Origin of the sequence: Methanospirillum sp., from assembly GCF_035560735.1 — an archaeon.
Classification (GTDB): Archaea; Halobacteriota; Methanomicrobia; order Methanomicrobiales; family Methanospirillaceae; genus Methanospirillum.
Genome location: NZ_DATMYY010000348.1, coordinates 1 through 6,319, shown reverse-complemented (window position 1 = coordinate 6,319; position 6,319 = coordinate 1). Strand labels below are relative to the sequence as shown.

The following is a 6,319-nucleotide window of genomic DNA, read 5'->3' as shown; positions in this document are numbered from 1 at the left end:
GGTCAGCTGTATCATCCTTGCATCTGTGAGTGCAATCAATGCAAGGAATACTGTTGAAGATAAGATGCATGGAACATACAACGCCGTCGGACTCAATTCTGCCGGCCAGATGACCCTTATCTTACAGGAAGGGATAGATCTCGTTAACATGGTGGCAACACGCCCGGCGAGCATTGATCTTCTTACAATAGAACAAAAATCCGGAGTAAATCAGGAGAAACGAACCACCAGTAATACCGGGTTTAAAACATCTGTTGCCAGGACCAGTGATGCTTTTGACAATGTCATGCTCGTCAACCTCGCAGGAGACGTTATCTCATCAAACATACCGGAGAACATCGGGAAAAGTTACAAGGATAGTCCATTGTTTTCTGAGGGGCAGAAAGGCAACTATATCTCAACCCCTTATCTGGATGATAAAAAAGTTCCAACACTTGGATACGCCACCAATGTAGTCGATTCTGAAAATAAAACCGTTGGAGTGGTTTTAGTAACTACGCCTATGGAAGCGGTAGAGAAGATCGTTCTCGATCCCTCAGGCCTTGGTTCAACTGCAACCGGCTCAATAGTAGACCTCAATCAGGGTGGGTTGATTATCAGCCACATGAAAGGGCACGATGACGTTTTCCTGAAAAGTAAAGTTAAAATCGATATGATTCAGGAGGAAAAACTAAATTATTGGCATAGTTTTGATGGTAAAGATGTACTTGGCAGCCGTTTTGCAATAAAAGAGAAGCCGGGGTGGTATCTTGTCTTTAGAGAAGACCAAGATGACGCTCTCAAAGATGTCAACGCCATGATTATGATGATGATCATTATCACGATCATTATCATCATCGCCGGAGTGACATTTGCCTATTATCTTGCCAGGAGCATTGCAACCCCGATCATCGCTCTTTCTAAGGCATCTGACGATCTCGCTCTTGGAGATGTCAACCAGGAGATAACATACGTCTCACCAGATGAACTTGGAACTCTGGCTGACTCATTCAGACGGATGATAGATAACTTTAAAGGGAAAACAGCAGTTGCATCAGCCCTTTCAGTGGGAGATCTGAGCGTTACAGTTCCGGTTGCATCAGAGAAAGACTCTCTTGGGCTCGCCATGAGTCAGATGAAAGATACCATTACCGGCATGGTAACCACTGTTAAGCGTATTGCAACCGCAGCAGAAGCAGGACACTTAAAGGAGAGAGGAGATGCTGGACAATTCCAGGGAGAGTATCAGAACATTATCTCTGGCCTCAACAACACCCTTGATTCAGTAATTAACCCGGTAAATGAAGCCATGCGACTTGCCGGTTCGTACGCAGAAGGCGATTATACAGATCGGATAACAGAAGAACTCGTGGTGAAAGGAGATTTCATCCCATTCAAAGAAGCTTTAAACCAAATCGGTATTGCAGGAAGTATTGCAATCGGCGGGGTGAAGAGCGAGGTTGAGAGTCTTACTGCCGGAATGGAAGAGACAACTGCCAGTGCAGAAGAAGTCGCAAGCGCCACAAATACCGTTGCACAGAGTTCATCTACAGTAAGCACTCTTGCTGAAAGGAGCGGCAATGGAATTGTTCAGTCCCTGAAAGCAATGGAAGATCTCTCCAATACCGTGACCGAAGTTGCAACAAAAGCTGAGCAAGCATCAGCACTGGCCAAACAGACTGTTGACCTCTCAGAAAAAGGTGCCACTCTTGCTGGAAAAGCAGAGAAAGGGATGGAAGGGATCATGCAGTCGGTTGATGAAACAAGTGAGATCATCACTGACATCACCAGCCAAATGGAAGAGATCGGCAAGATTGTGGATGTAATCACCGGAATATCAGAACAGACAGGCCTTCTCGCATTAAATGCAGCAATTGAGGCTGCCAGGGCTGGTGAGGCTGGCATGGGATTTGCAGTTGTTGCTGATGAAGTCAAATCCCTGGCTCTTGAGTCGCAGAAATCTGCAGAAAATATCGCTACAATCATTGGTAACCTTCAGAAGAAGTCACAACTTGTTTCAGACTCTATGAAAACTTCGGCAACAGAAGTTAAGGCAGGAAATACTGCAGTGACTGAAACACTGGAGGTCTTTACCCAGATTGTGACGGCAATTAATGAGGTTCATCACAACATGATGGAGGTTGCCGGAGCGACCGAGGAACAGGCCGCTGCAGTTGAAGAGATTACTGCAAGTGTACATGAGGTTGGAAATCTAGTGCAGAAGACAGCAGAAGAAGCAGTAGGTTCAGCAGCTGCTATAGAAGAGGTCACTGCCTCAATTGACCAGATCTCAAGAGCCATTTCAGAAGCTTCTATCTCTGTTCAGAGAATTTCTGGAGAGATGAATCAATTCACCACGGCCTGATGGAATAATATGGATCCTAGTACAGTTGAGGAGGCAGATATGGAGCAATTTGCGCCTGATCCAGGCATAAACCGGGGAAGAGGCCACACCTCCCACTCCCGAATTAAAGACACTGAACAGGTGGTTGAATTTGTTATCGGGGATGAGATGTTTGCAGTTGATCTCTTTGATACCAGAGAAGTGATTACTACCCCCACTGTTACACCAATTCCCAATGTTCCAGAGTTTATTACCGGGATGATAGATCTCAGGGGCGTTATCACAACGATCATAGACCTTCGGGTAATGATGCATATCACCCAGGAATCTACAGGAAAGAAACGTTCCAGGGTGATTGTGCTTGACAAAACTGTCAGTGAGAAGATGATTGGAATCCTGGTCGATGATGTCTATTCAGTCACAACGTATAGTAAGAACGATATTGATCAGGAAGCTCATTCATCCAGTGAGAGTTCGCGGGATATTCTCGGAGTTATACGTAAACATCGCAAGGATGGAAAAGGAAAAGACAAGAGTCTCCTTGTGATCTGGCTTGACATAAAAAAGATGATACAGCGAATAGAGAAGGATCTTTAGCCAGAGAGAATCAGGATTTTAAAAATTACAATAATCGGAGATATGATGGATTTGAACAATGTTGATCAACTGAGCACTGAAGAATTGAAATCAGTAATATCAACCCTTCAGGAAGAGCGTAAAGAATTAGGCATTTTTGTTGAAGAAATGGCCCTGATGAGGCAGAATCAGAAAGCCGGCGATATTGAGTGGTTCATACCTGTAGACAAATTCACCGGCGTGTACCGCACCATGGCAGAAGGGGTGAATGAGCAGGTTGGTGATCATATCGGGGTCAAAAAACGCATTGTAGAAGTGATACGGCACTTTGGTGAAGGGGATTTTTCTGTTGAGATGGAACAACTTCCCGGGAAAAAGGCATTTATCACTCATGATGTCAACCTGTTTCGATCTCGAATCCTCGAACTCTTCTCTGTTCTCAATGATTTAACCACCGCTTCTGCAGAGGGAAAATTATCAACAAGGGCCGATGTCTCAAAGTTTGAAGGAGACTGGAGAAACCTTGTGCAGAATATCAATCAGATGCTCGACGCCATCCTTCTCCCTATTGGAGAAGGAAACCGGATATTGAGACAGATCAGGGGAGGAGATCTTCGGGAGCGGGTCGAGATTGAATGTTATGGCGATCATGAGGAGATGAAAAACGCTATCAACGGAGTGCATCAATGGTTATCAGAACTCATCAAGTATGTCACGAAGATATCAGCCGGGGATATGACTGCCCAGATGAACATGGCATCTGATAAAGATCAGATCTATGAATATCTTATAAAGATGAAAGAGAGCATCAAAGCACTTGTTGTAGATGCAAACATGCTCTCTCAGGCAGCCATTGACGGAAAACTCGAAACCCGTGCTGATGCCACCAAACACCAGGGAGATTATAGAAAGATCGTAGAAGGAGTCAATAAGACCCTTGATGCGGTTATTGATCCGCTTAACGTTGCTGCAAATTATGTTGACAATATTTCAAAAGGAAAAATCCCACAAAAAATTACTGACACATACCACGGTGATTTCAATATCATCAAAAACAACCTGAACACCTGTATTGATGCGGTAAATGCCCTTGTCGCAGATGCGAATATGCTTTCTCAGGCAGCCATTGACGGAAAACTCGAAACCCGTGCTGATGCCACCAAACACCAGGGAGATTTCCGTAAGATCGTAGAAGGAGTTAATGAGACACTTGATGCGGTTATTAACCCCCTTAATGTAGCTGCAAATTATGTTGATCGAATCAGTAAGGGGGATATTCCGGTTAAAATCACCGATTCGTATAACGGTGACTTCAACACGATAAAGAATAATCTAAATACCTGTATTGATGCTGTTAATGCTCTTGTTTCAGATGCTGATAAATTGGCTAAAGCTGCTGTTGAAGGACGCCTGGAGACTAGGGCGGATGCAAACAAACACCAGGGAGATTTCCGTAAGATTGTAGAAGGAGTTAATGAGACACTTGATGCTGTTATTAACCCGCTTAATGTGGCTGCAAATTATGTCGATCGAATCAGTAAGGGGGATATTCCGGTTAAAATCACCGATTCGTATAATGGTGACTTTAACACGATCAAGGATAACCTCAACATCTGTATTGATGCAGTCAATGCTCTGGTTGCTGATGCAAATCTGTTATCAAAGGCAGGAGTTGAAGGGCGACTTCAAACCCGTGCTGATGCTTTAAAACACCAGGGTGATTTCCGCAAGATCGTGGAAGGAGTTAATGAGACACTTGACAGTGTTATCATCCCAGTCAATGAAGCACTCAGGGTTTCTAAAGAGTACGCAAACTCCAACTTTGCTGCACGAGTTGATCCTTCTCTCAAACTATCAGGAGAATGGATTGCATTTAGAGATGCTCTGAATGATATCGGAATCCAGGTCTCTGAGGCTGTCGGGCTCATCAATAAACAGGTAATAGATCTTGCCTCAAATGCAGAAGAGGCAACGGCAAGTACTGAGGAAGTGGCAGCCGGTGCACAACAGGTAGTAAGGATTACCGGGGAAGTCAGCAGTAACTCACGACAAGGAGAAGATAGCATCATCCAGGTGCTCAAAGCAATGGAAGATCTCAATATCACTGTTTCTGAAGTTTCAAGAAAGGCAGAGATGGTCTCAGTAACCGCAACCCAGGCCAACAACTTTGCAAAGAACGGTGTTGAACTTGCTCAGAAGTCTGAAACGGCAATGAATGAGATAAAACGTTCATCATCAGAGGTTGATCAGATCGTTAAAGACATTAATCAGAAGATGGATGAGATTGGAAAGATTGTCCGCCTGATATCCGATATTGCAAACCAGACCAACCTTTTAGCTCTGAATGCTGCAATAGAAGCTGCACGGGCAGGTGAAGCAGGACGAGGATTTGCCGTTGTCGCAGCTGAAGTCAAATCTTTGGCACAGGATTCCCGCAGTTCGGCTGAGAATATCGCAGATATGATAACTGATCTGCAAAATAAAGCGAAACTGGCAAATACTGCTATGGGGTATGCTGGTGAGACGGTGGAGGTTGGTAGTTCAGCCCTGCTTGAAACCCTGGATGCTTTCAACCAGATTGCTATATCGATTGATGAGATAACCAGAAATGCAACCGATGTAGCATCTTCATCAGAAGAACAGGCTGCATCTGTTGAGGAAGTTACTGCAAGTATTAATGAAGTGAGCAGTCTCATTCAAAGCACTACAAGGGATGCAGGAGATGCGGCTGCAGCAACTGAAGAAGCGTCATCCTCTATTGAGCAGATTAGCAGAGTTATCACGAATGTAAGTGGGATCGCTGATGTGGTCACAAAAGAGATGACAAAGTTCAGGATTTCGGAGTGAAGATGGAACTTGCTAATATTAGAACACAGTCAGGAAAGGAGGCTCAGGAAGATGAGGTGCAGGTTGTCGAATTCATTATTGGAGAAGACAAATTTGCAGTCAATCTTTTTGATGTCAGGGAGATCGTAGAGGCTTCAAAGATCACTCCTCTTCCTCATGCTCCATCCCACGTCAGAGGGATAATTGATCTTCGCGGAGAAATTACAACCATTGTTGACCTTCGGCAGTTACTCAGAATAAAGGCATCAAAAGATGCATCCACTGCAGATCTCAGGTTCATTGTAATGGATGATACGGTATCTTCACAGAAAACCGGTATTGTTGTTGATGAAGTAACCTCAGTGTTGAATGTTCCGGTGACAGATATCGATCAGGCAACAAAAGGTGGATCTGATGACGGAGGGCACATCCTTGGGGTTATTAAGAAAGAGGTAGGAGAGCGGGGAGAAAGCAGAAAAGAACTGGTAATCTGGATTGATGTCAGGGAGTTAATTTCTAACATGGGATGAACAACCTTGATTCAGAGATGCCAGATAATTCATGGAAAAACCTCTTCAGTGAAAGAATAATATC

General features: G+C 44.3%; 4 protein-coding genes. All 4 read left to right on the top strand.

The features are described 5' to 3' along the window. Positions 1 to 2,344, top strand: a 2,344-nt coding sequence (locus VN429_RS10350; RefSeq protein ID WP_325632976.1) for a methyl-accepting chemotaxis protein, incomplete at its 5' end; no start/stop codon positions are given. Between the two features lie 9 nt (positions 2,345 to 2,353). Continuing rightward, entirely contained in the window at positions 2,354 to 2,920 is a 567-nt protein-coding gene (locus tag VN429_RS10345) for a chemotaxis protein CheW (RefSeq protein ID WP_325632974.1), read from the top strand. A 42-nt stretch (positions 2,921 to 2,962) separates the two neighbouring features. Further along, complete coding sequence (locus VN429_RS10340; RefSeq protein ID WP_325632972.1) at positions 2,963 to 5,746, top strand: methyl-accepting chemotaxis protein; 2,784 nt, start codon at positions 2,963 to 2,965, stop codon at positions 5,744 to 5,746. 2 nt (positions 5,747 to 5,748) lie between these two features. Next, entirely contained in the window at positions 5,749 to 6,255 is a 507-nt protein-coding gene (locus tag VN429_RS10335; protein ID WP_325632970.1) for a chemotaxis protein CheW, read from the top strand. The last annotated feature ends 64 nt before the right edge of the window (positions 6,256 to 6,319 follow it).